Raw genomic sequence first — 24,558 nt, 5'->3', positions numbered from 1 at the left:
GGGCGGGGCCGGACGGCCGCACGCGCGCGGGGCGGATGCCGCGGGTCCGCGCGGGGCCGGCCGGGAGCGCGCCCCTCGGGGGCGGTCGGCGGGCCGCTGGGTACAGTCGGGATCATTCCGGCGGATCGGTCCGCCGGCGGACCATCACGTCGGGCGGATCCCTCCCGGCGGGCACGGAGAGGCCGGCACGTCATGGCGGTGGACGCACTCGACACCCGCATCCTGCGGCTCCTGATCGAGCAGCCGCGCACCAGCGTGCGGGAGTACGCGCGCATCCTGGGCGTGGCCCGGGGCACCGTGCAGGCCCGCATCGACCGGCTCGAACGGGACGGGGTGATCACCGCCACCGGACCGGTCCTCTCCCCCGCCGCGCTCGGCCACCCGGTGCTCGCCTTCGTGCACGTGGAGGTCACGCAGGGCCACCTCGACGAGGTGGGCGACGCGCTGGCCGCGGTGCCGGAGATCGTCGAGGCGTTCTCGATCACCGGCGGGGGCGACCTGCTGACGCGCGTGGTGGCCCGGGACGCGGGCCACCTGGAGGACGTCATCCAGCGGCTCATCCAGCTGCCGGGGGTGGTCCGCACCCGCACCGAGATCGCCCTGCGCGAGCGCGTCGCCCACCGGATGCTGCCGCTCGTGGAGTCGATGGGCCGCGGCGGGGAGCAGCGCGGCGGGGCCCGGTAGGGCCGGGCAGTCAACCTCGCGGCAGCGGCCGGGAGAACCGCGCCGCGGGGAGTAACTCGGGTGCGGGAGGCGGGGGGACGTGGCAGGGTACGGGCGTCCCGTCTCCCCGCGCACCGGAGTTTCCCATGGCGATACCCGACCGACTCGCCCCGCTTCTCGCCCAGTTCGACTTCGCCCGGCAGCGGCTGACGGACCGTCTGGCCGGGCCGGTGGTGAACAGCGGCAACGGCACGGACGTGCCGGTGGGGCCGATGACCGACGCCGAGTACCTGTGGGAGCCGGGGCCCGGCTGCTGGTCGGTGCGGCGGCAGGAGGGCTGGACCGGGGAGGGCGGCACGCTGCTGAGCGGGGCCGGCGAGTGGGGCCGGGAGACCGCCCCGTACCCGCATCCCGTGCCGCCGCCGTTCACCACGCTCGCCTGGCGGCTGACCCATCTGAGCGAGCTGCTCGCCCTGCGCGCCGACCACACCGTCGGCACCCGCTCGCTGACCCGCGACGACTACCGGGCGGCCGGTGACGCGGCGTCGGCGATCGCCGCCTTCGACGCGGACGCGGAGGCGTGGCGCGGGGCGCTGCTCTCCGTCGGCGACAAGGAGCTGGACACGGTCGGGCACTGCACCTATCCGCACGGCGGCGACGCCGAGGAGCCGTTCCTGGAGATCGTCTGGTGGGTGAACCAGGAACTCCTGCACCACGGCGCCGAGATCGCGCTGCTCCGCGACCTCTACCGGATCCGGAACGCCTGAGGCTCAGCCGGTGGGCGGGGTCGCCGCCGACCCGGCCGTCGTCCGGGCGAGGACGAGGGCCACGTCGTCCCGCGCCGGGTCCACGAGGAGCCGGGCCAGGACCCCGTCGCAGACCTCGTCCAGCGGGCCGTCGGCACGGCCGAGGGCCCGGCCGAGCTGGCGCATCCCCTCGTCGAGGTCGCGGTCCCGGGCCTCGATGAGCCCGTCCGTGTAGAGCACGAGCAGTCCGCCGGGCGGCAGCGGGAGCTCCTCCGTGCCGAAGTCGTGGGCGCCGGTGCCGAGCGGGGTGCCGGGCGGACCCTGGAGGAAGGAGACCGCGCCCTCGGGCGTGACCACGGCCGGCGGCAGGTGGCCGGCGCGGGCGATCGTCCAGGTGCCGGTGGCCGGGGAGTGCACGGCGTACAGGCAGGTCGCCATCGTGTCCTCGCCGAGGTCGGCGACGACGGCGTCGAGGGAGCGCAGCATCTCGGTGGGCGGGATGTCGTGGCGGGCCAGGGTCCTGACGGCGGTGCGGAGTTGGCCCATGACGGCGGCGGCGTGGATGCCGTGCCCCATCACGTCGCCGATGACGAGTCCGGTGCGGCCGCCGGGCAGTTCGATCACGTCGAACCAGTCGCCGCCGACGTCGTGCGCGCTCGCGGGGAGGTAGCGGCCGGTGAGTTCGAGGCCGGTGACGGCGGGAAGCTCGCTGTTGGTGAGGCTGCGCTGGAGGGCGAGGGCGGCGGCGCGCTGGGTGGTGTAGAGGCGGGCGTTGTCGATGTTGAGCGCGGCCCGGGCGACGACCTCGTCGATGAGCACAGCGTCCTGGTCGTCGAGGGGTTCACGGGTCTTGAGGCGGGTGACGGTGACGGCGCCGAGGACCTGCCCGCGGGCGACGAGCGGCACGGTCCGGGCGGAGCCGAAGCGGGTCGACAGGTAGGCGCGCAGCGACTCGGCGGCCTTCCCCGGGAAGAGGACCGGGATGTCCGCGTCGGTGAGGAAGGTGGGCCTGCCGTCGAGGACGAGCCGCTCGTACGCGGAGCCGGCGGGCAGCTGGAAGGTCTGGCCGGGTCCCAGGAGCGGGCTCGGCGGGACCGGTTCGGGGAAGACGGCGGCGATGCGGCGCAGCACGCCTCGGGAGGAGACGGCCGGGTCGTCGGGCTCCAGGACGGCCTCCAGCATCTGCACGTCGGCGGAGTCGCACAGCTGCGGCACGAGGAAGCGGACGACCTCCTCGGCGGTCTGCCGCAGGTCGAGCGTGGTGCCGATGCGCGCGCCCGCCTCGGCGAGCAGGGCGAAGCGGTGCCGGGCCCGTTCGACCTCGATGTGGGCCTCCTGGCTCTCGGTGATGTCGACGAGCGAGGCGATGATGCCGAGGGGGCGGCCGGATCGCGCGGGGTCGGCGGCGCCGGCGGCGGGCGCGGGGCCGCCCGGGCCGGTGCGCGTGCCGCGGTCGACGAGCGGCGCGTAGGAGCAGGACCACATGTGGTCGCGGCCGGGGTCCGCGGGGGTGCGGCCGACCCGGCGGGCGTCGATGACGGGCGTACGGGAGTCGAGGACCTGCCGCATCAGGGATTCCAGGGAGACGGCGTTGACGCCGGGCACCACCTCGGTGAGGCGGCGGCCGACGTGTTCGGCGGCGGTGACGCCGTTCATCCGCGCCAGCGCGTCGTTGACGCGCAGGAAGCGCAGGTCCGGGCCGAGCAGGGCGAGCCCTATGGGCGACTGGGTGAAGAGGGACTCCATCGCGGCGAGGTTCTCCCGCATCCGCAGGACCTCGGACGTCTCCACGGCGATGAGCATGGCGCCGGGCCGGCCCGTGGGGTCGGCGGCCGGGACGATCCACATCTCCATGGGCACCATGTGCCCGTCGCGGTGGCGGACCGGGAGCGTGCCGACCATGGTCTCGCCGGCCTGGACCCGGCGGGTGAGCCGCTCGGCCAGCTCCCGGTTGGCGTCGGGGACGAGCAGCGGGGAGGCGCGGAGGCCGAGGACGTGCTCGGGGCGGTGGCCGAGGAGGTCCTGGGCGGCGAGCGACCACTCGACGATGCGGCCCTCGGCGTCCTCGCGCCACAGGGCGATCGGGAGCAGTTCCCGGAGCACGCCCGCGTCCCCGACGGCCGCTCGCGGCGGCTGCGGAACCCTGCTCGGTGACGACTGATGAGCGTCCACGCATCGACCTACGCATCGGCCTGGCCCCGGGGGGCATTCCCTACCGAATCACCCTAGCCGAGGTCCCGTCGGCGGGCCCCCGCGCCGCATCCGTTCGGACGCGCACCGCCGGGCGACGGGCCCTCGGGGGGCGGGAGGGGTCAGAAGGCGAAGACGGCTCCGGTGCGCACGTGCAGCTCGCAGGTGTTGCCGTAGGTGCGGGAGAAGGAGACCGGCCGGCCGCGCCAGACGCCTTCGGCGCGGACCTCGACGGGGTCGTAGAGGAGGACGCAGGCGGTGTCGTCGGGCGCGCGCTCGACGCGTCCGGCGGAGGCGTCGAGGTCGTCGCAGGCGGCGGCCGCGCGCGGGTGCTCGCCGCCGGCCGGGTCGCAGCGGAGCGTGACGGTGCGCGCGGCGGGCGCGGCCGGGGCGACTCCGTCGGGCGAGAGCGCGGTGGTGGTCGGGGCGGGTCCGGTGACGGTGAGGCGCAGCGCCGTCACGGCGACCGGTTCGGGGGACGGGAAGGCGTCGACGGCGGGTGCCGCGAGCAGGAGGGCGGCCAGCAGCGCGGCCGGGGCGTGCATGTTCATGCCGGGTCAACGATCACCGGGGACCGGCGGTCACTGCCGTCGGGGTGGCGGGGCGCGGAGACGGGCCGCGGGTCGCGGAGGCGGGGCACGGGGCGCGGGTCGCGAAGACGAGCGGCAGGTGGCGGAGACGAGCGGCAGGTGGCGGAGACGAGCGGCAGGTGGCGGAGGCGGGCCGCGCGAGGAGGGGCGCGGCGTCGGCGGTGTGCGGGAACGATCTCCCCCACCTCCTCGTTATACCCCCCACGGGTATAACGAGGAGGAACGCATGACCACGACCAGCACCGCCACCGCCACCGCCAGCACCCGCCGCCTGGCGGCGCTCACCCCCGACCAGGCCCAGGGCCGGGCCCGCGAACTCCTCGGGGACATCGTCGAACGGCACGGCTCCGCGGGAGAGATGGTGTCCACGATGGCCCACTCCCCCGCGATGATCGAGGGCTATCTGAGCCTGTCCCGCGCGATGAAGCGGGTGAAGATCCCGCGCGCGCTCAGCGAGAAGCTGTCGCTCGCCGTCCAGGAGTGGATCGGCTGCGGCACCTGCCGCGAGGCGCACGAGTCGGCGGGCCGGGCGGCCGGACTGACCGAGTCCGACATCGCCCTGGCCCGCCAGGGCACCTCCACCGATCCGCGCGAGGCCGCGCTCATCGGCCTCGCCCTCAAGGTCCTCGCCGAGCCGGGCGCGCTCGGCGACGCGGACGTCGCCGAGGTGCGGGCGCACGGCTGGAGCGACCGGGTCCTCGCGGAGGTGGTCGGCGTCGTCAGCCTCAACCTGCTCACCGGGGCGTTCAACCTCCTCGCCGGCATCCAGCCGGACGCCGGCACCGCGCCGGAGACCGACGGGGGACCGGCGAGGCCGCGGTGAACGCCTAGACGGCGGCCGGGAGTTCCTTCTCCATCAGGGTGAAGGACTTCGCCGGGCCGCCCGGCTGCGGCTTGCCGTCCTTCGTGCTGACGACGCGGTAACCGGCGTCCCGGTAGTAGGCGGTGAGCCTCGGGTTGGTGGCCAGGCAGTCCAGGCGGACGCGGGTCCGGCCGGCCTCGGCGACGCGCTCCTCGGCGGCGGCGAGCAGCAGCCGTCCCGTTCCGGGAGCGGCGGCGCGGTCGACCATCAGCCGGTGGACGTATCCGGCGTCGGGCGGCCGCGGCCCCCAGGCGTCCTCGTCGTCCCACCACAGCTCCCAGGCGCCGGCGAGGCGCCCGCCGCTCTCCGCGAGCCAGACCTCGCCACGGTCCATGATCCGGCGGAAGTGGTCCTCGCCCAGCTCCCCGGGCCGCCACTGGCCGGTGATCCCCTGGTCGAGCATCCAGCGGGCGGCGTCGTCGCGGAGGCGGACGAGGGTGGCGAGGTCGGCCTCGCCGGCCGGGCGGCGGTGGAGTGCGGTCACGTGGCCGATCCTCGCACGGCGCCGGCCGGGTGCGACGGGGCGAAGGTGACCTCGGCGGCCGGGACCGTGACCTCCGCGTCGGAGCCGAGGGCGTACGCGGCGACGCGGGAGACCACCGCGGCCGGAACGGTGTCGGCGACGCCGGGGACGGCCGGGCAGTCCTGGGTGGCGTGGGCGTCGTGGGGGACGACGACGCGGTAGCCGCGTTCCAGGGCCGCACGGGCGGTGGCCTGGACGCACATCTCCGACATGACCCCGCACACGGCGACGGCGCGGGTGCCGCGCCCGGCGAGCAGGTCGCCGAGGCCGGTGTCCCGGAAGCCGTCGTCGTGCGGCTTGCGGAGGACGACCTCGGCGGGGCCGGGTTCGACGGGGTGGTGCAACTCCCAGCCGGGGGTGTGGGGTTCGTCCTCGCCGCCGGGCGGTCCGTCGTTCTGGATGTGGACGACGAGCGCGCCGGCGGCACGGGCCCGGGCGATCAGCCCGGCGGTGCGGTCGACGAGCCGGGCGGCGTCGGGCACGGCGCCGTCGCCGGTGACGAAGGCCGACTGGACGTCGACGACGAGGAGCGTGTCCACCGGTGGGAGCGGAGGCGTCTGCGTGATCATCCGGCCATCATCACGCGCCCGGCCCGGCCGCTCCACGGGGTTTCCCGGGCGCGGCGCGCCCCGCTTCCTCCCGGGCCGCCCGGGCGAGCAGCAGCTGCCCGGTCGCGCCGGTCACCAGCAGCCCGCCGAGCAGGGCGAGGAGGGAGACCGCGCCGCCCGAGCCCCAGGCGACGTCGGGGGCGCGGACGGCGAGCAGGAGCCCGCAGGCGACCGCGACGGCGGGGACGGCCCTCAGGGCGGGGCGGCTGCGCCCCAGGTCGTCCTCGGCGAGCGAGGCGAGGACGCCGACGCCGAGCGACAGGGCCCACACGCCGAGCCCCTGGGCGTCGGCGCGGTTGACCGTCCACGGCACGAACGCGCTCCAGAAGCCGGGCAGGAAGAGGAGCCCGGCGCCGATGCCGAGCCACCCCGAACCGAGGACGGCGAGCAGCGGCCGGGACCAGGCCGGGACCGGGACCGGGACCGGGACCGGCACCGGCCCCGTACGGGAGGGTCCGGCGGCCGGCCCGCGGTACTGCGCGGCGAGGCAGCCGACGGAGGCCAGCGCGAGGACGCCCACGACCGGCACCCAGCCGAGGCTGAACAGGACCAGGAAGAGCGGCCCGCCCACGGCGACGCGGAGGCTGCCGGCGTTGAGGAGGGTGACGGCGGACAGACCCACCATGACGACCACCAGCGGCAGGTACAGGCTCCGCACCTCCTCCCAGGTGCCGGCCCGCCCCAGGGTGAGCAGTCCGGGGGCCACGCCCACCATGGCCGCGCCGATGAGCCCGGGGCTGAGGGGTTCGGGCGAGACCCAGGCGCCGGCCGCGTACCCGGCGGCGCCCGCGACCGCGAGGAGCGCGCCGACGCCGAGGCTGATGACGGCGACGACGGTGCTCAGGACGACGACGGCGGAGGAGAGCGGGCGGCCGGGGGCGGAGACGGCGGCGGTGGCGGCGGTGACGGTCCCGCCCCGGCCCGTGGCGGGCGCGCTCACCGGCCCTCCTCCTTCGCGCCGGCGCCGTCGCCGGTGTGGGCGGCGGCCGGCGGGGCGGGCTCCGGCTCCGTCGTCCGGCCGCGCCGCAGGAGTTCGCGGCCGGCGAGGACGCGGAGGCTGACGACGGTGACGGCCGTGTAGGCGAGCATCCCGCAGCCGATGCCCGCGGCGGCCACCAGGGCCGTCCCCCGGTCCAGGTCCATGACCCGCTCCAGTACGGGCACCATGACCGCCGAGAAGGCGGGGGCGAGGAGCAGGGCGGCGAGGTGGAGGCGCCACTCCTCGCGGGCCCAGCCGTTGCCCGCGCGGCGCGCGCCGGCGGCCCGGGCCGCGAGGACGGCGTACGTGACGGCGTACGGCACCAGGTAGGCGACGAGCAGCCGGCGGCCCTCGGCGCCCTGGCCGAGGAAGCCGGGGACGAGCGCGGCGAGCCCCGCGGCGCCCGCGAGGTGGGCGAGGACCATCACCGGTCCGGGCGCCCAGGTGCCGGTGAGGCCGGGGACGGAGGTGCGCCGGTCGAGGGCGCGGGTGGCGAGCAGCGCGCCGAAGGAGACCAGTGCGCCCAGGTGCATGATCGCGACCCGGTTGACGTCCTGGATGGACAGGCCCGGGTAGAGCGTGGGCAGGAAGCCCCATTCGAGGCGCAGCAGCGGGGCGGTCATCAGGAAGCCGTAGCAGAGCAGCAGCCAGCGCTGGTGAAGGTCGGGGAAGCCCCGGTAGGCGGCCAGGACGCCGAAGGTGACGCTGCCGACGGTGCCGACGAGGATGACGGCGAGCACGATCCAGAAGGCCGCACCGCTGAACGCGCGCTCCGGTGGCGTGCGGACCAGGTAGACGGCCGCGCCGGCCATCGACACGTACACGGTGGCGGCGAAGACGACGCCGAGGGTCCGGTGGAGGCGGACGCGGCGGCGGACGGCGGTGAGCAGCTGGACGGGGCCCAGGAGCATCAGCAGGCCGCCCAGGACCGAGTGGACGATCAGCGGGACCAGGCTGCGCCCGTACGGTCCCATGCGGTCGCGGACGGCCTCGGCGACGAACTCGGGCGAGACCGTGCGGCCGAGGAGCCATTCGCCCGGGGCGGGCGCGCCGGGGTCGGCGTAGGGCCAGAGCTCGGTGAACGCGATCGGTGCGTACGCGAGGCAGACGGCCGTCAGCGCGACGACGGCCACCCTTCCGCGTCGGGTGCTGGTCGGACGCCCCATGGCGGCTCCCCCTCTGCAATAGTCCACTCTGGACTATGGAGGAAGGTAGGGCCGCGTCCGGCCGGGGTCAACCGGTCGGTAACAAACTGCTGTTACCGGAGGTCAGTCCTGTTCGGCGTCGTGAGCCCGGTCCTCCCCCGGCTCACGGCTCCCGACCCAGCGCCAGAAGTCGACCATCATCCGCTCGTACCGGATCCCGAACTCCAGGGCCTCGCGCTGGCCGCGCGTCAGCAGCCCGCCGACCTCCCCGGCCAGCCCCTCGTACTCCTCCAGGGTGCGGCGGTGCTCCTCCACCTGGACCGGGGCGTGGACCCGCGGGCTCGCCCCGAACCAGAGCTTCAGGATGCCCCGCTCACGGGCCTCGACGGGGACGAAGGCGGGGTCGGCGAGCCAGCCGCGCAGCGCCGCCGCCCCCTCGGCGGTGAGCCGCATCAACCGCCGGTTCCGCCCGCCCTCCTGGCGCACCTCCGAGAGCAGCCCGGCCCCCAGGAGGCGGTCGCACTGGGCGTACACCTGGGCGTGCGGCACGGACCAGAAGGGGGCGACCGTCCGGGCGGCCTCGACCTTGACGTCGTACGGACTGGCCTCGCCGAGCTTGTCGATGATGCCGAGGACGAGGAAGGAGGGCGTGGTCAGCCGGACTTCAGACATGCGGCGACGGTATCGCGGGGCCTCAGACCGGGTGCTCCGCCCGGGCGCGGGGACCGGAGGACGGCGGCGGCACGGGCAGCGCCGGGGAGGGCAGCGGGCGCAGCACGGGCTCGGGGCGGAGCAGGTCGTCGAGGCCGGTGAGCCGGACCAGGCGGAGGATCCACGGCTGGTCGCAGACGAGCTGGAAGTGCGCCCCGCGCCCACGGGTGCTCCGGGCGCAGTGCGCGAGCAGTCCGAGGCCGGTGGCGTCGCAGAAGCCGAGCGCGCGGACGTCGACGGCCAGGGCGTCGGCCTCGCGGACGAGGGCGTCGAGTTCGGGCCGCAGATGGCGGACGAGGACGAGGTCCAGTTCGCCGCGGAGGACGGCGACGGTCAGGGCGCCGGCCGTCCGGACGGCGAGGTGGGGGTCGTGACGGGGGATCAGCTGCATCGGACGCTCCACAGGGTGGGCCCAAGTGTCACGACGAGCCTGGCCTCAGCAGGGGCGGGAGGGACGTTTCACCTCGGCCCGAGTCACCCCAACCGGTGAATACACGTCCAGGAGTTTGCCGGTCAGACGTACGATCCCCGCCCCGCCCGTCCCCCTTCCCCCGTCCGCCCGGACGCGGGCCTACGCGGCCACCCGGCACCCGGCACCCGGCACCCGGCAACGGTCCACCCCTCCGCGCGCGCGGGGAGGGGTGGACCGTCCCGCCCGGCGTCAGGAGGCGGCCGGCGCCCCGAACCACCGCTCCAGGCCCTCGCGGAGCCCCGCCGGGTCGTCGCCGACCCAGACCACGTGACCGTCGGGCCGCAGCAGCGCCGCCGGCACGTCGGGCTCCTCACCGGCTCCGGTGACGCGCACCACGCGGTCCTCCCAGCCCGTGACCGCGAGCGTCCCCGTGCGGTCCAGCAGGATCCCGCGACCGGCGCGGGCCGCCTCGTACAGCCGGCCCTCCTTCAGCGGCACGTCCTTCAGACGCCGGCCGAGCAGCGGGTGGCCCTCGCCGCAGTCGTAGCGGACGTCGATCGCCGTGAGCTTCCCGATCAGGAAGCGGTTCACCTCGTCGAAGTCCATCAGCTCCGCGAGCAGCCGGCGCACCGCCCGCGCCCCCGGCTCCTGGGACATCAGCTCCATCTGCGCGCGGGTGTTGTCGAGCACGGCGGCTCCGACCGGGTGACGCTCGGAGTGGTACGTGTCGAGCAGCCCGTCCGGCGCCCAGCCGAGCACCTCGGCGGCCAGCTTCCAGCCGAGGTTGAAGGCGTCCTGCACCCCGAGGTTGAGGCCCTGGCCGCCGGTCGGCGGGTGGATGTGGGCGGCGTCGCCGGCCAGCAGCACCCGGCCCTCGCGGTACCGCTCGGCCTGCCGGGTGCCGTCGCCGAAGCGGGACAGCCAGCGCGGCTCGTGGACCCCGAAGTCGGTGCCGCCGACCGCCGTCAGACGCTCCCTCAGCTCGTCGAGGGTCGGCGCGGACCGGTCGCCGGACAGCCCCTCGGCGGGCACCACCACGCGGTAGAGGCCGTCGCCGAGCGGCATCAGGCCGTACCGCGTCTGGGTCTTGCGGACCTCGGTCATCACCGGCACGACCTCCTCCCACGGCACCCCGATCCGCACCTCGGCGATCAGCGTCTCGTGCCGCGCGGGCAGTCCCGGGAAGCCGATCCCGGTCAGGGAGCGCACGGTGCTGCGGCCGCCGTCGCAGCCGACCAGCCAGCGGGCGCGCAGCCGGGTGCCGTCGGCGAGCTCGGCCGTCACGCCCTCGCCGTCCTGGACGAGCCCGACGAGCTCCCGGCCGCGCCGGACCTCCACGCCCCGGTCGAGGGCGTGCTCCTCCAGGAGTTCCTCGGTGACGTTCTGCGGGATGCCGAGGACGTAGGAGTGGGCGGTGTCCAGGTCCTCGGGCCAGTGGGTGCCCAGCCCGGCGAAGAAGCCGCCGACGCGGTGCTGCTTCCCCCGGGCGAGGAAGCGGTCGAGGAGGCCGCGCTGGTCCATCACCTCGATGCTGCGGACGTGCAGCCCGAGCGCGCGGCTGTGGCCGCTCGGCTCGGCCGCCTTCTCCAGCACCAGGGGCGTGAGGCCCCACAGGCGCAGCTCGGACGCGAGCGTGAGCCCGGTCGGCCCGCCGCCGATCACGAGGACATCGGCATCGAACATGGCGTTCCCCCATCTGTTTGCGCTGTTCAGCCGCCGATTGTGCGCCACTCGGGGGGCCTTGCCGCAAGGCCCCCCGTGCGCTATACGTTGAAGAGGGAGAGGGACCGCCGGATCCCGCCTCAGCGCAGATCGAGCCGCATGAGGACCCGGGGGTGGCCGGCGAGCACCGAGGTGGTGTCCGCGGCCTTCACGAATCCGGCCCGTTCGAAGTTCTTCCGCAGCCCCGCGTAGGCCATCGTCAGGTCCACCCGCGCGTCGCCGTTGTCCAGCGGGTACGCCTCCACCGCCGGCGCCCCGTGCGCGCGGGCGAACGCGACGGCTCCCTCGATCAGCGCGTGGCTGACGCCCTGCTTGCGGTGGCCCGGGCGGACCCGGACGCACCAGAGCGACCAGACCGGCAGGTCGTCGACGTGCGGGATCTTCCGGCTGTGGGCGAAGGTCGTCTCCGAGCGCGGCGCCACCGCGGCCCAGCCGGCCGGCTCGTCGCCGTCGTAGGCGAGCACGCCCGGCGGGGGCTCGCGGTCGCACAGACCGGCGACGTACGCGCCCCGGGCCGGGCCGCGCAGCTCGTTGTTGAGCTTCGACGGGATCCGGTAGCTCAGGCAGAAACACACGTTGGCGGTGGGCGACTTGGGGCCGATCACCGCCCGGACGTCCTCGTAGACGGAGGCCGGGCGCACGTCGATGGTCATGCCCCCACCCTGGCACGCGCGCGACGCCCCGGCAGGCCGTACGGCACGCTCCCCCGGACCGGACCGGACGGCCCCGGCCCGCTGCTCCGCCCGGGGGAGCCGCGACGGGCTCAGGTGCGCAGTTCGCGCGCCTCGAAGCGGCCCTCGCCGAGGACCAGGACGAAGGTGATCTGCTGCCCCTCCGAGAGCGAGCGGACGCCGCCCTCGACGTCCTCCGCCCGGAAGAAGACGGGTTCCTCGGATCCGACGGGCAGCACGAACCCGTAGCCGGCGCGGCGGTTGAAGGACTGCACGAACCCGGTGGTGCGGTTGTCCACGGCGACCTCCCTCGCTCCGGGCGCACACGGCGCCCCACCGGAGGTGTACCCCGTGCGGACCGCCTCTGCCAGCCGGGGCGGGGACGTGCGCCGGATCAGAAGACGGAGAGGCCGGTGATGGTGGTGAAGCGGTCGAGGGCGACGACCCCGGCGACCGAGTTGCCCCGCTCGTCGAGACCGGGGCTCCACACGCACAGGGTGCAGCGGCCGGGGACGACCGCGATGATCGCGCCGCCGACGCCGCTCTTCCCGGGCAGTCCGACGCGGTAGGCGAAGTCCCCCGCGGCGTCGTAGGTGCCGCAGGTCAGCATGACGGCGTTGATCTGCTTGGCCTGGCTGCGGGTCAGCAGCCGGGAGCCGTCGGCGCGCACGCCGTGCCGGGCCAGGAAGCCGGTGGCGACGGCGAGGTCGGCGCAGGACGCCTCGATCGAGCACTGCCGGAAGTACTCGCGCAGGAGCGTGGGGACGGGGGTGCCGATGTTGCCGTACGAGGCCATGAAGTGGGCGAGGGCGGCGTTGCGGTCGCCGTGCTCGGTCTCGGACGCGGCCACGTCCCGGTCGAAGTCGAGGTCGTCGTTGCCGCTCTCGGCGCGCAGGAAGTCCCGCAGGCTCCCGGAGGCGTCGCCGGTGAGCCGGTGGAGCCGGTCGGTGACGACGAGCGCGCCGGCGTTGATGAACGGGTTGCGGGGGATGCCCTGCTCGTACTCCAGCTGCACCAGCGAGTTGAACGGGTTGCCGGACGGCTCGCGGCCCACGTGCTCCCACAGCGCGTCGCCCTCCTTGGCGAGGGCGAGCGCCAGGGTGAAGACCTTGGTGACGGACTGGGTGGAGAAGGGCCGCTGCCACTCCCCCACCCCGTACACGCTGCCGTCGACCTCCGCGACGGCCATCCCGAAGCTGCGCGGGTCGGCCGCCGCGAGCGCCGGGATGTAGTCGGCCGGGCGGCCCCGGCCAGCCAGACCCTCGATCTCCTCGGCGACCCGTTCGAGGACGGGCAGGAACGACTGCATCATGATCACATCATGCGCCCGGAGGACTCCTCCCGGCGCCGGGAACCGGACGGGGGAGCGTGGGCCTCCGGTGCCGCGCGCCCCCGCACCCCCGAGTGGGGGACGCGGGCCCGGCCGCACACCCGGGCCCGCGCGCCCCGGCCGTCAGCCCGCGACGCGGGCCATCCACTCCTCGACCTCGGCGGAGGTGCGGGGCAGCCCGGCGGACAGGTTCTCGTGTCCCGCCTCCGTGACCAGCAGGTCGTCCTCGATCCGGACGCCGATCCCGCGCCACTCGGCGGGCACCGTCAGGTCGTCGGGCTGGAAGTACAGGCCCGGCTCGACGGTCAGGACCATGCCCGGCACCAGGACGCCGTCGACGTACTCCTCGTTCCGCGCGGAGGCGCAGTCGTGCACGTCGAGACCGAGCATGTGGCCGGTTCCCGCCATGGTGAAGCGCCGCTGGAGGCCCAGCTCGTACGCGCGGTCCACCGGTCCCTCGATGAAGCCCCACTCGACCAGCTTCGCGGCCAGGTGCCGCTGGGCCGCCTCGTGGAAGGCGCGGTAGGGGGCGCCCGGCTTCACGGCGTCGAAGCCGGCCTGCTGCGCCTCGTACACGGCGTCGTACACCTGCCGCTGGACGGGGGTGAAGGTGCCGCTGATGGGCAGCGTGCGGGTGACGTCGGCGGTGTAGAGGGAGTGGGTCTCCACGCCGGCGTCGAAGAGCAGCAGCTCGCCGGGGCGGACCGGGCCGTCGTTGGACGTCCAGTGCATGATCGTGGCGTGCTCGCCGGCGGCGCAGATGGAGCCGTAGCCGACCGAGTTGCCCTCCAGGCGGGCACGGCGGAAGAAGGTGCCCTCGATCCACCGCTCGGAGGTGGCGACGGCCGTGGAGAGGTCGCCGATGGCGTCGGTGAAGCCGCGGACGGTGGAGTCGACGGCCTTGCGCAGCTCGCCGATCTCCCAGGCGTCCTTGACCAGGCGCAGCTCGCTGAGCGCGTCCTCCAGCTCGGTGTCCCGCTCCTCGTCGGTGGTGACGGCCGCCTCCAGGGCGGGGTCGACGCCGCGGAGGATGCGGGTGGGCACGCCGGCGCCGGCGGTCAGGTGCCCGGCGAGGTCGCGGACGTCGCGGCAGCCCAGCCCGAGGACGCGCTCGGCCTCGCCGAGGGAGAGCCGGCGGCCCATCCACAGTTCGGCGGTGTAGCCGATCCAGAAGGTGTCGTCGTCGCGGCCGTCCCGGGGCAGGACGTACGCGTACGCGTCGTGGCCGCCGTCCTCGCGCGGCTCCAGGACGAGGGCGCAGTCGCGGGCCTGGTCGCCGGTCATGTGGACGTAGGCGGAGTGCGGACGGAAGGGGTAGGTGTCGTCGTTCGACCGCACCTTGAGGTTGCCGGAGGGGATCACCAGGCGCTCGCCGGGGAAGCGCGCGGAGAGCGCGGCGCGGCGGGCGGCGGCGTACGGCGCCTGCTCGGCCTGCTCCAGGTCGTGCCGTTCGGTGTCGGCCCAGCCGGTCCGCATCAGCGCGGAGAGTTCCTCGGAGATGCCGTCGTACAGGCCGTTCTTGCGACCCTTCGCCACGTCGTGCTCCTTCGTCGAGAGTCCCTGGGGGAAGCCGCCGGTCGTCGGCGGCTCACGGACCGTAGCCCGCCCCGGGGCGCGGTGGGGCCGAGGAGTGCCAGTGGCACGGATCGGACACCGATCGGGGCGCGGAGGCCAGAGAATGGGTGGCATGGCGAACGCGAAACTGGGCGAGGCGCTGCGCCTCCTGGGCCTCGGCGAGACGGCCGCGCGGGTCTACCACGCGCTCCTGGAGCGGGCGCCCGCGCCGCTGGCGGCGGTCGGCGCGGCCGCCGGTCTCGACGGGCCGGCGCTGGCGGAGGCGTACGGGGAGCTGGTCGACGCGGGGCTCGCGAGCCCGGTCGTCGACGGCGGCGACACGGTGGCGCCGGTGCCGCCGGCCGCGGGCCTGGAGATCCTGGGCCGGCACCGGGCGGCGGAGCTGGACGAGTCGCGGATCACCGTGGGGGGCGCCTTCGAGTCCTTCCGGCGGCAGCGGCTGGCCGCGTACAACGACGACCTGGTGGAGGTGGTGACCGGGGAGGCGATCGGGCCGCGGATGCGGCAGGCGTGGGCGAGCGCCCGGCAGCAGATCCGGCAGCTGGACTCGCCGCCGTACTTCCCGATCCCCGGCTCGACCGACGACGCGCTGGCGACGCTGGCCCGGGGGGTGACCCAGCGGGTGATCTACTCGCGGGCCTCGCTGGAGCAGCCCGGGCACCTGGAGGGGTCGATCGAGCGGGTGATCGCGGCGGGCGAGCAGGCCCGGGTGCTGCCGTCGGTGCCGGTGAAGCTGGTGATCATCGACGACGCGTACGCGCTGGTGTCCCTGTCAATCCGGGAGGCCGACGTGCACAACACGACGCTGGTGGTGCAGCCGTGCGGGCTGCTCTCGGCGCTGGTGGCGCTCTTCGAGCAGTCCTGGCGGGACGCGTTGCCCTTCCACGGCCGCACCGCGCTCCCGGGCGGGCTCGCGCCGGCCGACCGGCGGCTGCTGTGGCTGCTGGCCGGGGGCGCGGCGGACGAGGTGATCGCCCGGGAGATCGGTGTCAGCCGCCGCACCCTCTTCCGCCGGATCCAGATCCTGATGGCCCGGCTGGGCGCGACGAACCGGTTCCAGCTGGCGCTCCAGGCGCAGCGGAACGGCTGGCTCTGAGCCCTCCCGTCACTCCTCGGTCAGGTGCTTGCGGAGGAAGGTGTACATCAGGGCCTTGTTGCGGGCGGCCTGCGCGTTGTCGGTGGCGCCCGCGTGCCCGCCGCCGGTGTTCTCGTGGAGGAGCACCGGATGGCCCAGCTCGCGCAGCCGGGCCGCCGCCTTGCGCGCGTGCCCGGGGTGGACCCGGTCGTCGCGGGTGGAGGTGGTGAGCAGCACGGGCGGGTAGGGGGCGTCGGCGGTGAGCCGGTGGTACGGCGAGAGCTCCCGCAGGTGCGGCAGGTCGGCCTCGTCGTCGGGGTCGCCGTACTCGGCGATCCAGGAGGCGCCGGCGAGCAGCTTGTGGAAGCGGACCATGTCGAGCAGCGGCACCTGGCAGACGATGGCGCCGAACAGCTCGGGGTGGCGGGTGAGCATGGCGCCCATGAGGAGGCCGCCGTTGCTGCCGCCGGCCGCGCCGAGCATGCCGGGGGTGGTGATGCCGCGGGCCACGAGGTCCCGGGCGACCGCCGCGAAGTCCTCGAAGGCCCGGTGCCGGTGGGCGCCGAGCGCGGCCTGGTGCCAGGCGGGGCCGTACTCGCCGCCGCCCCGGATGTTGGCGATGACATAGGTACCGCCGCTCTCCAGCCAGCCGCGGCCGGTGAGCGCCGCGTACGAGGGGGTGAGGGACACCTCGAAGCCGCCGTAGCCGTACAGCAGGGTGGGGCCGGGGCCCTGCGCGCGGTCGCCGGACCGGTCGGGGCCGATCACGAAGTACGGGACGCGGGTGCCGTCGTCGGAGGTGGCGAACGCCTGCTCGACGGCGAGCCCGGTGACGTCGAAGCGGGCCGGTGCCTGGCGCAGGATCTCGCTGTCGCCGCCGATGGTGCCGCGGGTGAGCGTGGACGGCTGGAGGAAGCCGGAGACGTCGAGGAAGTACTCGTCGGAGGCGTCCGGGTCGGTGTCGGTGACGCCGACCGCCGACAGCGGGGGCACGTCGGCGAGCGGGGCGCGCGACCAGCCGCCCTCCTCGCTCGGGGTCAGCACCTCGATGCGGGTGCTGACGTCCCGCATGGTCTCCAGGATCAGGTGGTGCCGGGTCCAGGAGTGTCCGGCGAGCGCGGTCCGCTCGTCGGGGGTGAAGAGGGCCTCCGCGGTGCGGTCGCCGGCCAGGAAGGCGTCGAAGCCGAAGGCGAGGAGCGCGCCGGCCGGGTGCCCGAGCCACGGCGACTTGAGGGTGACGATCAGGTGCTTGCGGTGGGCGTAGACCTCGGCGTCCTCCGGGACCTCGATCCGCACCAGCCGGTCGTCGGCGGTGAGGAGGTGGGTCTCGCTGCGGAAGAAGTCGAGGGAGCGGCCGACGAAGTCGCGCTCGAAGCCGGGGGTGGCGTCGTGCCAGGCCCAGGCGGAGACGTCGGAGGGCTCGCCCTCGAAGACGGTGACGGCCTCGGCGAGCGGGGTGCCGCGCCGCCAGCGGCGGACCGTGCGCGGGTAGCCGGCGTCGGTGAGCGAGCCGGGGCCGTGGTCGGTGCCGACGAAGACGGTGTCCGCGTCGGCCCAGCCGATGCTGGTCTTGGCCTCGGGCAGGGTGAAGCCGTCCGCGACGAAGGCGCGCGAGGGCAGGTCGAACTCCCGGACCGCGACGGCGTCGCCGCCGTCGCGGGAGAGGCTCACCAGCGCCCGGTCGTGGTCGGGCCGCCGGACCCGGGCACCGGCCCAGACCCACTTCTCGCCCTCGGCCTCGGCGAGCGCGTCCACGTCGAGCAGCGTCTCCCACTCCGGGGCGTCCTTGCGGTACTGCTCCAGGGTGGTGCGCCGCCACAGGCCCCGTACGTGCTCGGCGTCCTGCCAGAAGTTGTAGAGGTACGGGCCTCGGCGGGTGGTGTACGGAATGCGGTCGACGGCGTCGAGCACCTCGCGCAGGCGCTCCGCGAAGGCGTCGAAGCCGGGCCCGGAGGCCAGCTCGGCCTCCGTCTCGGCGTTCCGCTCGGCCACCCAGGCGAGGGCCTCCTCGCCGTCGACGTCTTCCAGCCACAGGTACGGGTCGTCATGGTTCACGCCGGTCATTCTCCCCCGGCGCACGCCCGTGGTGCCTCAGTCGGCGGTCAGCTTGTGCACCACCTTGCCGTCCGCGTCGACGGCGAGGTAGCCGGTGGCGTTGTACTCGTTGGTGCGGTAGACGAGGAGCGTGGGGCGGTTCTCGTTGAAGGTCCAGCGGTGGACGATCAGGTACCGGGTGAGGGGCGCGTCGACCTTCAGCTCGCGGTCGGCCCGCCGCGCGAGGGCCGGCAGGTCGTCCCAGGGCATCTTGGCGGGGTCGAAGGGCTGCTCGTCGAGGCGCGAGGCCATGATCGTGCCGCCGACGCCCTGCCTGCTGACCTTGCCGTCCCGGTACTGGTAGCGGTCGTAGGTCTTGGCGCCGTCCTTGGTGGGGATCTCGGCGATGACGTACTGCTCGTAGACGAACATCTGCTTGATCGTGGAGGTGCCGGTGGCCTCCCTGAAGGCGGCGAGGGCGGTGCGGACCCCGTCGGGGGTGAGGAAGGAGCCCGCGGCGGGGGCGGTGGTCGTGGGGCCGCCGGTGCCGGTGCCGGTCCCGGTCGTCCCGTCGGGCGCGGTGGTGCGGTCGCCGGTGCCGGTCCGCTTGCCGTCGCCGGTGCCGGTGGCGCCGCTGGAGCCCGTGCCGAGGCCGGTGCCGCCTCCCTTGCCCCCGTCGCCGTCGCCGCCGCCGGGGAAGAGCTGGGAGATCCCGAGGGCCAGCAGGGCGGCGGCGAGGACGAGACCGCCCGCCATCGTGGCGAGGCGCCTGCGGCGGGTGGGCGCCGGACGGCCGGGACGGTCCGCGGGCCGACCGTAGGCGGGGTGGGCGTACGGGTGGGCCGGGGGCGGCGGGTAGGCGGCCGGGTCCGGCGGGCCGAAGCCCGGGGGCACGGCGTCGGCGACGGCACCCCCGTCGGCGGCCTGCGCCTCGGCGAGCAGCCGGTCGAGGAGCGCGCCGTCCGGGCGGAGGGCCGGGTCGCGGACGAGGAGCCGGCCGAGGACGGGGGCCAGGGCGCCGGAGCGGACCGGCGCCGGGATCGGGTCGTCGAGGACGGCGACGACGGTGGCGAGGCTGGTGGCCCGGCGCAGCGGATGGTGGCCCTCGGTCGCCACGTACAGGAGCATGCCGAGGGACCACAGGTCGGAGGCCGGGTTGCCCTCCTCGCCGCGGACCCGCTCGGGCGCGATGAACTCGGCGGAGCCGATGAGGTCGCCGGAGGCGGTGAGCCGGGAGGTGGACTCGTCGAGGACGGCGATGCCGAAGTCGGTGAGCACGGCCCCGCCTTCGGCGCGCAGCAGCACGTTGGCGGGCTTGACGTCGCGGTGCTGGATGCCGGCCGCGTGGGCGGCGCGCAGGGCGCCGAGGACCTGCCGGCCGAGGGCGATCGCCTCGGGCACGGACATCGGCCCGGCGGCGAGCCGGTCGGCGACCGAGTTCCCCTCGACGAGCTCCATGACGATCCACGGCGCCGAACCGTCGGCGGGCTCGACGATGTGGTGGACCGTCACCACGTGCGGGTGGGAGAGCCGGGCGAGCGCCCGCGCCTCGCGGACGGCGCGGGCCCGCATCTGCGCCGTGAGGCCGGGATTGGCCGCCTCGACGGCCGGGTCCGGCGGGCGGACCTCCTTGAGGGCGACGTCCCGGTCGAGGGCGATGTCCCTGGCCCGCCAGACGGTGCCCATGCCACCGCTGCCGAGTCGGGAGACCAGCCGGAACCGTCCGTCGACGAGGGGTCTGCCGTCGTCGTCACTCGTGCTCATGAGCGGTCATCGTAGGCGGCCCGACCGACAGCCGGTGGCCCGGGCCGCGCACCCGCGCGCGCGGCCCGGGCCCGGGGGTGTCAGGGCTTCATCTCGTACGCGCCGGACAGGGCCTCGACCCGGGCCCAGACGCGGGCGGTGCGGGCCTCGTCGACGACCGGACGGCGGACCGCGCCGAGCGCCCAGTCCTGCTGCGCCCCGGTGGCGGAGTCCTTGCCGTGGAGTTCGACCGCGTGGCCGGAGAAGTCCCGGACGAGGACGGCGAACAGCTCGTCGAGGACGTCCTCGTCGAGACCGGTGAGGGCGGCCTGCTCCAGCACGAGCTGGGCGTGGACGACGAGCGCGAAGAGCTGGCCGACGGCGAGGAGCAGGTCGAGGTCTCGGCTCTGGGCCTCGTCGGGGGCGGCGGTGCGGACGAAGTCGCAGAGCGCGTCGGCCTGTTCGCGGAAGCGGGCGACGTTCGGGAGCCGGTCGTACGCGTCGAAGGCCGGGCGCCAGTCGTGGAAGCGGACGGAGCCGAGGCCGCGGGCGGGGCCCTGACGGAAGAGGAAGGCGTCGTCGGCGGCGTCGAGGCGGGTGGGGACGGCCGGGTGGTCGACCGGGTCGAGGAGGTGGTTGCGGAGGAACTTGAGGATCAGGGCGAGGTTGACGTGGACCGTGCCCTCCAGCTTGGGCAGGCCGCGGATCTCGACGGCCGCCTGGGCGAAGTAGTTGTCCTTCTCGAAGCCCTTGGCGGCGATGACGTCCCACATGAGGTCGATGACCTTCTCGCCCTCGGTGGTCACCTTCATCTTCGTCATGGGGTTGAAGAGGAGGTAGCGGCGGTCGTCGGGTCCGGCGGTGCGGAAGTAGTCGACGGCGCGGTCGCTGAACAGCTTCATGCCGGCCAGGCGCACGTAGGCGTCGGTGAGTTCGCGGCGCACGTGCGGGAAGGCGGTGACCGGGCGGCCGTAGAGGATCCGGTTCCGCGCGTGGGTGACGGCCTCGTACATCGCGTGCTCGCAGATGCCGATGGAGGCGGTGCAGAGGTTGAACTTGCCGACGTTGACGGTGTTGAGGGCGGCGTCGAAGGCGGCCCGGCCGGTGTGCAGCACGTCGGCGGCGGCGACCGGGTACTCCTCCAGGCGGAACTCGCTGACGAACTTCGAGGAGTCGACGACGTTCTTGACCAGGTGGTAGGCCGGGTGGCGGCTGTCGGCGGCGAAGAAGACGTACCCGTCGGGGCCCTCGACGTCGGTGCGGCGGCCGAAGACGGAGACGAGGCCGGCGGCGTTGCCGTTGCCGATGTAGTACTTGGAGCCGGTGGCGCGGAAGCCGCCGTCGCCGTCGGGCGTGAGCAGCATGTCGGTGGAGTAGATGTCGGCGCCGTGCGCCTTCTCGGAGAGCCCGAAGGCGAACACCTCGCCCTGGCCGAGGAGTTCGGCGGCGCGGGAGCGGGCGGCGGCGTTGTCGCTCTGCCAGACCGGGCCGAGGCCGAGGATGGTGACCTGCCAGGCGTACCAGTAGTCGAGCCCGTAGAAGCCGAGGATCTCGTTCAGGGCGGCGATCCGGGCGGTGTCCCACCGCTTGTCGCCCTGCCCCTCGCCGGCCTCGGTCGCCGGGGTGAGGAAGGTGGCGAACAGCCCTTCCTTCGCGGCGAAGGCGAGGAAGTCGCCGAGCCAGGCGCGGGTGCGGTAGTCCTCGATGATCCGGCGCTTGCCGCGCTCCTCGAACCAGTCGACCGTGGCGCGCAGCAGCCTGCGGGTCTCGGGGTCGAAGTGGGCCGGGTCGTAGGTGCGGGGGTTGAACAGCAGGGCGTCGGCCATGGGGGTACCGCCTTGGGGGTTCGAGGGTGGGTGGGGTCCGCTGGGGCGCCGGGCGCCTCAGAACCTGCGGAGGGTGGCGAGGACGTCGTCGAGCCAGGCGATCATCATTCGCTCGTACGCGACGCCGCCGCGCAGCACGACGTGCTGGAGCTCGCGCTCGGCGTCGGGCGGCGTGCCGTCGTCCGGCACGGGCGGGAAGTCCCGTTCCTCGCCGGCGAGGTAGTGGGTGAGGCGGTCGGTGTGCGCCCGCCGGTGCCGTTCGACCTCGCGGACGAGGCCGGCGGGGTCGTCGAAGGCGGCGCCCCGGATCTTCACGGCGAGGTCGTGCCGGACGCTCTCGGGCTCGATCGGCTCGTGCAGCCAGGAGCTGAGAGCCGCGTGCCCGAGGTCGGCGACGGAGTACTCCTTCTTGTCCGGCCGCCCGTGCTGGGACACCTCCCGGGAGGCGACCCAGCCGTCGTTCTCCATGCGCTTGAGGACGCGGTAGATCTGCTGGTGGGTGGCGGTCCAGAAGTAGCCGATGGACCGCTCGAACCGCCGGGCCAGTTCGTATCCGGACCCGGGCTGCTCCAGCAGGGACACGAGGATCGCGTGTTCGAGCGCCATGCCTCCGATCTTGCTATGCAACCAGTTGCATAGCAAGGCGCCGGGGCGACGATGAGACGCGCCTCACGACACGGGCACACGTCCGGCGCGACGACCTCCACGCCGGTCTCGGCGCTCACCCGGCGCCCCCCGGCCCCGGACGAGGGCTTGCGGACCGCGCTCCGCAACCCCGTGATCGACGTGGGCGTGAGCCGACCCGCGGAGCGGCATTGCATTCAAGACTAATTCCATTGCAACGATCTCCCATTACCAACCAGCAGAAACGCGAGAGTTGCCAAACCATTTCGTTGCCGAATCTGGAAACGCAATGTAGCGTCGCAGGCGTTCGGCGGTTCAGCGACATCGACGACGGGGAGATCACGATGGGTACGGTCAAGGACGGCTTCTCCGGGGCGGGGCTGCGGCGAGTGCGCGAGGTGCTGGCGCGCCACGTCGAGTCGGGCAGGATCCCGGGGCTCGTCGCCCTCGTCGGACGCGGCGACGAGACGCACGTGGAGGCGCTCGGGACCATGCGGCACGACGGCGGCGCGCCGATGAGCCGGGACACCGTCTTCCGGATGGCGTCGACGTCGAAGCCCGTCACGGTCGCGGCGGCGATGATCCTCGTCGACGAGTGCAGGCTCCGCCTCGACGACCCGGTCGACCCCTGGCTCCCCGAACTCGCCGACCGGCAGGTGCTCAAGAACGTCGACGGCCCGCTCGACGACACCGTGCCGGCGCGCCGGCCGATCACCGTCAGGGACGTACTGACCTCGACGTTCGGCCTCGGCATGGACCTGACCTCGCTCGGCACCCCGATCATGAACGCGGTCTTCGAGCAGGGCCTCACCCCGAACCTGCCGGTGCCGATGCCCGAGCAGGACGAGTGGATGCGCCGCCTCGGCGCGCTGCCGCTGATGCACCAGCCGGGCGAGCGCTGGCAGTACCACATCAGCAGCGACCTGCTCGGCGTCCTCGTCTCCCGCGTCACCGGTCAGTCCTTCGAGAGCTTCCTCCGCGAGCGACTCTTCGAGCCGCTGGGCATGAGGGACACCGGCTTCCACGTCCCCGCCGACCAGATCCACCGGCTGCCCCCTCTGTACGCCCCCGACCCGGCGACCGGCGAGTTCCACGTCTGGGACGAGGCCGAGGGCGGCCGGCACGGCGCGCCGCCCGCCTTCCAGAGCGGTGGCGGCGGCCTGAACTCCACCGCGGACGACTACCACGCCTACTTCCGCATGCTGCTCGCGGGCGGCACGCACGGCACCGAGCGCATCCTCTCCCGCCCCGCGGTGGAGCTGATGACCACCAACCGGCTCAGCCCGGAACAGCAGGCCGCCCGCCACAAGCTGGCCACCGACAACGTGCACATCTCCTTCGGTCAGGGCCAGCACGGTGGCTGGGGCTTCGGCATGGCCGTCCGCACCTACCGCGGCGACTACGCCCCGGTCGGCCAGTTCGGCTGGGACGGCGGCAGCGGCACCTCCACCTACGCGGACCCGGTGAACGGCATCACCGGCATCCTCCTCACCCAGACCGGCACCTCCGTCCCGGCCCCCGCCCACCTCTTCCACGACTTCTGGACCACCCTCTACCAGGCCCTGGAGGACTGAGCCCCGGCCTCCGGCGGGCCGCGCCGGGCGACAGCGGGCAGGGTGGGTGCCACGACGGCTTGCGGTTGCCGCTACGGCAGCTTCTACGGTCGTGACCAGGGCCGGAGGGACCGGCCCGGCGACACACACGTGCGGGAGCGGCGATGGAATGGCCCATCTCGGAGGTGGCCCGGATGTCGGGCGTCACCGCCCGGACCCTGCGCCACTACGACGAGACGGGCCTGCTGCCGCCGGCCCGCACCGGCGCCAACGGCCTCCGCTACTACGGGGAGCGGCAGCTTCTGCTGCTGCAACAGATCCTCGTGCTGCGGGAGCTGGGCGTCGGGCTGCCGGAGATCGGCCGCATCCTGTCCGAGCAGGTCGACGAGGTGGACGCGCTGCGCGGCCACCACCGGCGGCTGCTCGCGGAGCGGGACCGGCTCGACGTGCTGGCCGGCACCGTCTCCCGCACGATCGCCGAACTGGAGCAGTCCAGGAAGGGTGGTCACACCATGACCGTCAACCGACCGGATAACCTCTTCGAGGGCGTCCGTCCCTCCCAGTACGAGGAGAACATGCGCGACTTCCCGGAGCTCGCCGAGGAGGTCGGCCGGCGCGCGGCCGGAATGAGCCAGGAGGACGCGGACACCGCGCACCGCGCCCGCACCGCGCAGATGATCCGCCTGGCCGACCTCATGACCGCCGGCCACCCGGCCGACGCGGCCCCGGTCCGGGCCGAGATCGACACCCAGTACCGGGCCCTGACCGACCTGCGGTCCGTCTCCCCCGAGGAGTTCCGCGCCATCGGCCGTGCCTGCGTGGACAACGAGGTCTGGCGCGCGGCGTACGAGGCCGTCGCTCCGGGACTCGCGGAGTACCAGCGCGATGCCATCGACGCCTACACCGGCGGCGCGGCGGCATAACGCAGAAAAGCCCCGCACCAGATGGTGCGGGGCTTTCCCACAATGATTGTTCG

Annotated in this window: 23 protein-coding genes; 6 read left to right on the top strand and 17 right to left on the bottom strand. The window is 74.5% G+C overall.

Annotated elements, in window-relative coordinates; translation table 11 throughout:
- The first annotated feature begins 192 nt into the window (after positions 1-192).
- Positions 193-684 (top strand): Lrp/AsnC family transcriptional regulator, encoded by a 492-nt coding sequence (locus tag IE321_RS34120; protein ID WP_190225743.1) that lies wholly within the window; start codon positions 193-195, stop codon positions 682-684.
- 125 nt (positions 685-809) lie between these two features.
- Entirely contained in the window at positions 810-1,430 is a 621-nt protein-coding gene (locus tag IE321_RS34115) for a DinB family protein (RefSeq protein WP_043225158.1), read from the top strand.
- Positions 1,431-1,433: 3 nt separating this feature from the next.
- Here the strand turns inward: IE321_RS34115 and IE321_RS34110 are convergent, their stop codons facing one another.
- Positions 1,434-3,581 (bottom strand): SpoIIE family protein phosphatase, encoded by a 2,148-nt coding sequence (locus IE321_RS34110; RefSeq protein ID WP_190225742.1) that lies wholly within the window; start codon positions 3,579-3,581, stop codon positions 1,434-1,436.
- A gap of 140 nt (positions 3,582-3,721) precedes the next feature.
- Entirely contained in the window at positions 3,722-4,150 is a 429-nt protein-coding gene (locus IE321_RS34105) for an SSI family serine proteinase inhibitor (RefSeq protein ID WP_190225741.1), read from the bottom strand.
- A gap of 265 nt (positions 4,151-4,415) precedes the next feature.
- On the opposite strand from IE321_RS34105, the gene IE321_RS34100 reads away from it, so the two are divergent.
- On the top strand, positions 4,416-5,012 hold the full coding sequence (locus tag IE321_RS34100) for a carboxymuconolactone decarboxylase family protein (RefSeq protein WP_190225740.1): 597 nt from the start codon (positions 4,416-4,418) through the stop codon (positions 5,010-5,012).
- 4 nt (positions 5,013-5,016) lie between these two features.
- On the opposite strand, the gene IE321_RS34095 is transcribed toward IE321_RS34100, so the two are convergent.
- From IE321_RS34095 to IE321_RS34045, 11 genes are all read right to left on the bottom strand, one after another.
- Positions 5,017-5,535, bottom strand: coding sequence for a GNAT family N-acetyltransferase (locus IE321_RS34095; RefSeq protein WP_226651845.1), 519 nt, complete (start codon positions 5,533-5,535; stop codon positions 5,017-5,019).
- Positions 5,532-6,143 (bottom strand): cysteine hydrolase family protein, encoded by a 612-nt coding sequence (locus IE321_RS34090; RefSeq protein ID WP_190225739.1) that lies wholly within the window; start codon positions 6,141-6,143, stop codon positions 5,532-5,534. Before IE321_RS34090 ends, IE321_RS34095 begins: the two co-directional genes overlap by 4 nt.
- A gap of 10 nt (positions 6,144-6,153) precedes the next feature.
- Positions 6,154-7,122 (bottom strand): hypothetical protein, encoded by a 969-nt coding sequence (locus tag IE321_RS34085; RefSeq protein ID WP_190225738.1) that lies wholly within the window; start codon positions 7,120-7,122, stop codon positions 6,154-6,156.
- Positions 7,119-8,327 carry a DUF2306 domain-containing protein gene (locus tag IE321_RS34080; RefSeq protein ID WP_229916668.1) on the bottom strand — a complete coding sequence of 403 codons (1,209 nt, stop codon included), beginning with the start codon at positions 8,325-8,327 and terminating at the stop codon, positions 7,119-7,121. The genes IE321_RS34085 and IE321_RS34080 overlap by 4 nt, the downstream gene beginning before the upstream one ends.
- 102 nt (positions 8,328-8,429) lie before the next feature.
- Entirely contained in the window at positions 8,430-8,978 is a 549-nt protein-coding gene (locus IE321_RS34075) for a PadR family transcriptional regulator (protein WP_190225737.1), read from the bottom strand.
- A 22-nt stretch (positions 8,979-9,000) separates the two neighbouring features.
- Complete coding sequence (locus tag IE321_RS34070; RefSeq protein ID WP_051842220.1) at positions 9,001-9,408, bottom strand: STAS domain-containing protein; 408 nt, start codon at positions 9,406-9,408, stop codon at positions 9,001-9,003.
- 270 nt (positions 9,409-9,678) lie between these two features.
- A complete protein-coding gene (rox, locus tag IE321_RS34065; RefSeq protein WP_190225736.1) occupies positions 9,679-11,112 on the bottom strand; it encodes a rifampin monooxygenase in 1,434 nt (477 codons plus the stop codon).
- Positions 11,113-11,231: 119 nt separating this feature from the next.
- Positions 11,232-11,804 carry a GNAT family N-acetyltransferase gene (locus IE321_RS34060; protein WP_190225735.1) on the bottom strand — a complete coding sequence of 191 codons (573 nt, stop codon included), beginning with the start codon at positions 11,802-11,804 and terminating at the stop codon, positions 11,232-11,234.
- Between the two features lie 110 nt (positions 11,805-11,914).
- The gene (locus IE321_RS34055; RefSeq protein WP_043225172.1) at positions 11,915-12,121 is read right to left on the bottom strand and encodes a cold-shock protein; all 207 of its coding nucleotides are present in this window, start codon (positions 12,119-12,121) and stop codon (positions 11,915-11,917) included.
- A gap of 95 nt (positions 12,122-12,216) precedes the next feature.
- The gene (locus IE321_RS34050) at positions 12,217-13,134 is read right to left on the bottom strand and encodes a glutaminase (protein ID WP_043225232.1); all 918 of its coding nucleotides are present in this window, start codon (positions 13,132-13,134) and stop codon (positions 12,217-12,219) included.
- Positions 13,135-13,275: 141 nt separating this feature from the next.
- Positions 13,276-14,688: an aminopeptidase P family protein gene (locus tag IE321_RS34045; RefSeq protein ID WP_190225734.1), complete on the bottom strand. Its 1,413-nt coding sequence runs from the start codon at positions 14,686-14,688 to the stop codon at positions 13,276-13,278.
- Positions 14,689-14,839: 151 nt separating this feature from the next.
- On the opposite strand from IE321_RS34045, the gene IE321_RS34040 reads away from it, so the two are divergent.
- Positions 14,840-15,823, top strand: coding sequence for a helix-turn-helix domain-containing protein (locus tag IE321_RS34040; protein ID WP_190225733.1), 984 nt, complete (start codon positions 14,840-14,842; stop codon positions 15,821-15,823).
- Positions 15,824-15,832: 9 nt separating this feature from the next.
- On the opposite strand, the gene IE321_RS34035 is transcribed toward IE321_RS34040, so the two are convergent.
- From IE321_RS34035 to IE321_RS34020, 4 genes are all read right to left on the bottom strand, one after another.
- Positions 15,833-17,866: a prolyl oligopeptidase family serine peptidase gene (locus IE321_RS34035; RefSeq protein WP_190225732.1), complete on the bottom strand. Its 2,034-nt coding sequence runs from the start codon at positions 17,864-17,866 to the stop codon at positions 15,833-15,835.
- A 27-nt stretch (positions 17,867-17,893) separates the two neighbouring features.
- Positions 17,894-19,600 (bottom strand): serine/threonine-protein kinase, encoded by a 1,707-nt coding sequence (locus tag IE321_RS34030; RefSeq protein WP_190225731.1) that lies wholly within the window; start codon positions 19,598-19,600, stop codon positions 17,894-17,896.
- Positions 19,601-19,680: 80 nt separating this feature from the next.
- On the bottom strand, positions 19,681-21,405 hold the full coding sequence (locus IE321_RS34025) for an acyl-CoA dehydrogenase family protein (protein WP_190225730.1): 1,725 nt from the start codon (positions 21,403-21,405) through the stop codon (positions 19,681-19,683).
- Between the two features lie 57 nt (positions 21,406-21,462).
- On the bottom strand, positions 21,463-22,011 hold the full coding sequence (locus IE321_RS34020; RefSeq protein ID WP_043225181.1) for a PadR family transcriptional regulator: 549 nt from the start codon (positions 22,009-22,011) through the stop codon (positions 21,463-21,465).
- 362 nt (positions 22,012-22,373) lie between these two features.
- Here IE321_RS34020 and IE321_RS34015 point away from each other — a divergent pair, with 362 nt between their 5' ends.
- Positions 22,374-23,603 (top strand): serine hydrolase domain-containing protein, encoded by a 1,230-nt coding sequence (locus IE321_RS34015; protein ID WP_043225182.1) that lies wholly within the window; start codon positions 22,374-22,376, stop codon positions 23,601-23,603.
- 143 nt (positions 23,604-23,746) lie between these two features.
- The gene (locus tag IE321_RS34010) at positions 23,747-24,505 is read left to right on the top strand and encodes a MerR family transcriptional regulator (RefSeq protein ID WP_190225729.1); all 759 of its coding nucleotides are present in this window, start codon (positions 23,747-23,749) and stop codon (positions 24,503-24,505) included.
- Positions 24,506-24,558: the final 53 nt, after the last annotated feature.

The organism is Streptomyces hydrogenans (genome assembly GCF_014656075.1).
In the GTDB taxonomy this organism is placed as follows: domain Bacteria; phylum Actinomycetota; class Actinomycetes; order Streptomycetales; family Streptomycetaceae; genus Streptomyces; species Streptomyces hydrogenans.
The sequence above is the reverse complement of the archived record's forward strand: the minus strand, read 5'-3'. Positions and strand labels throughout refer to the sequence as shown.

Coding starts and splice junctions, on each gene's coding strand:
- IE321_RS34030 (WP_190225731.1), bottom strand. CDS start 19,600: ATGAGCACGAGTGACGACGACGGCAGACCCCTCGTCGACGGACGGTTC.
- IE321_RS34060 (WP_190225735.1), bottom strand. CDS start 11,804: ATGACCATCGACGTGCGCCCGGCCTCCGTCTACGAGGACGTCCGGGCG.
- IE321_RS34105 (WP_190225741.1), bottom strand. CDS start 4,150: ATGAACATGCACGCCCCGGCCGCGCTGCTGGCCGCCCTCCTGCTCGCG.
- rox (WP_190225736.1), bottom strand. CDS start 11,112: ATGTTCGATGCCGATGTCCTCGTGATCGGCGGCGGGCCGACCGGGCTC.
- IE321_RS34015 (WP_043225182.1), top strand. CDS start 22,374: ATGGGTACGGTCAAGGACGGCTTCTCCGGGGCGGGGCTGCGGCGAGTG.
- IE321_RS34020 (WP_043225181.1), bottom strand. CDS start 22,011: ATGGCGCTCGAACACGCGATCCTCGTGTCCCTGCTGGAGCAGCCCGGG.
- IE321_RS34120 (WP_190225743.1), top strand. CDS start 193: ATGGCGGTGGACGCACTCGACACCCGCATCCTGCGGCTCCTGATCGAG.
- IE321_RS34025 (WP_190225730.1), bottom strand. CDS start 21,405: ATGGCCGACGCCCTGCTGTTCAACCCCCGCACCTACGACCCGGCCCAC.
- IE321_RS34075 (WP_190225737.1), bottom strand. CDS start 8,978: ATGTCTGAAGTCCGGCTGACCACGCCCTCCTTCCTCGTCCTCGGCATC.
- IE321_RS34010 (WP_190225729.1), top strand. CDS start 23,747: ATGGAATGGCCCATCTCGGAGGTGGCCCGGATGTCGGGCGTCACCGCC.
- IE321_RS34090 (WP_190225739.1), bottom strand. CDS start 6,143: ATGATCACGCAGACGCCTCCGCTCCCACCGGTGGACACGCTCCTCGTC.
- IE321_RS34115 (WP_043225158.1), top strand. CDS start 810: ATGGCGATACCCGACCGACTCGCCCCGCTTCTCGCCCAGTTCGACTTC.
- IE321_RS34040 (WP_190225733.1), top strand. CDS start 14,840: ATGGCGAACGCGAAACTGGGCGAGGCGCTGCGCCTCCTGGGCCTCGGC.
- IE321_RS34080 (WP_229916668.1), bottom strand. CDS start 8,327: ATGGGGCGTCCGACCAGCACCCGACGCGGAAGGGTGGCCGTCGTCGCG.
- IE321_RS34035 (WP_190225732.1), bottom strand. CDS start 17,866: ATGACCGGCGTGAACCATGACGACCCGTACCTGTGGCTGGAAGACGTC.
- IE321_RS34070 (WP_051842220.1), bottom strand. CDS start 9,408: ATGCAGCTGATCCCCCGTCACGACCCCCACCTCGCCGTCCGGACGGCC.
- IE321_RS34050 (WP_043225232.1), bottom strand. CDS start 13,134: ATGATGCAGTCGTTCCTGCCCGTCCTCGAACGGGTCGCCGAGGAGATC.
- IE321_RS34100 (WP_190225740.1), top strand. CDS start 4,416: ATGACCACGACCAGCACCGCCACCGCCACCGCCAGCACCCGCCGCCTG.